Raw genomic sequence first — 1,415 nt, 5'->3', positions numbered from 1 at the left:
CCTTCCGATACGGCTACCTTGTTACGACTTCACCCCAATCATCTATCCCACCTTAGGCGGCTGGCTCCAAATGGTTACCTCACCGACTTCGGGTGTTACAAACTCTCGTGGTGTGACGGGCGGTGTGTACAAGGCCCGGGAACGTATTCACCGCGGCGTGCTGATCCGCGATTACTAGCGATTCCGACTTCATGTAGGCGAGTTGCAGCCTACAATCCGAACTGAGATCGGCTTTAAGAGATTAGCTTACTGTCACCAGCTCGCAACTCGTTGTACCGACCATTGTAGCACGTGTGTAGCCCAGGTCATAAGGGGCATGATGATTTGACGTCATCCCCACCTTCCTCCGGTTTATTACCGGCAGTCTCGCTAGAGTGCCCAACTCAATGATGGCAACTAACAATAGGGGTTGCGCTCGTTGCGGGACTTAACCCAACATCTCACGACACGAGCTGACGACAACCATGCACCACCTGTCACCAGTGCCCCGAAGGGAAATCCTATCTCTAGGATGGTCACTGGGATGTCAAGACCTGGTAAGGTTCTTCGCGTTGCTTCGAATTAAACCACATGCTCCACCGCTTGTGCGGGCCCCCGTCAATTCCTTTGAGTTTCAACCTTGCGGTCGTACTCCCCAGGCGGAGTGCTTAATGCGTTAGCTGCGGCACTGAGTCCCGGAAAGGACCCAACACCTAGCACTCATCGTTTACGGCGTGGACTACCAGGGTATCTAATCCTGTTCGCTACCCACGCTTTCGAGCCTCAGTGTCAGTTACAGACCAGAGAGCCGCTTTCGCCACCGGTGTTCCTCCATATATCTACGCATTTCACCGCTACACATGGAATTCCACTCTCCCCTTCTGCACTCAAGTTCAACAGTTTCCAAAGCGTACATTGGTTGAGCCAATGCCTTTAACTTCAGACTTATTAAACCACCTGCGCTCGCTTTACGCCCAATAAATCCGGACAACGCTCGGGACCTACGTATTACCGCGGCTGCTGGCACGTAGTTAGCCGTCCCTTTCTGATAAGCTACCGTCACAGAGTAAACTTTCCACTCTTACTCCCGTTCTTCGCTTATAACAGAGCTTTACGATCCGAAAACCTTCTTCACTCACGCGGCGTTGCTCGGTCAGACTTTCGTCCATTGCCGAAGATTCCCTACTGCTGCCTCCCGTAGGAGTCTGGGCCGTGTCTCAGTCCCAGTGTGGCCGATCACCCTCTCAGGTCGGCTATGTATCGAAGCCTTGGTGAGCCGTTACCTCACCAACTAGCTAATACAACGCAGGTCCATCTGATAGTGAAGCAATTGCTCCTTTTAAATCATTAACATGTGTTAACGACTCTTATGCGGTATTAGCTATCGTTTCCAATAGTTATCCCCCGCTATCAGGCAGGTTACCTACGCGTTACTC

At 52.0% G+C, this 1,415-nt stretch carries 1 rRNA gene; it reads right to left on the bottom strand.

The features are described 5' to 3' along the window. Window positions 1-1,415 (bottom strand): 16S ribosomal RNA (locus G574_RS0110580); the annotation flags it as partial.

It is taken from the genome of Streptococcus hyovaginalis DSM 12219, assembly GCF_000420785.1.
Taxonomy (GTDB): Bacteria; Bacillota; Bacilli; order Lactobacillales; family Streptococcaceae; genus Streptococcus; species Streptococcus hyovaginalis.
The sequence above is the reverse complement of the archived record's forward strand: the minus strand, read 5'-3'. Positions and strand labels throughout refer to the sequence as shown.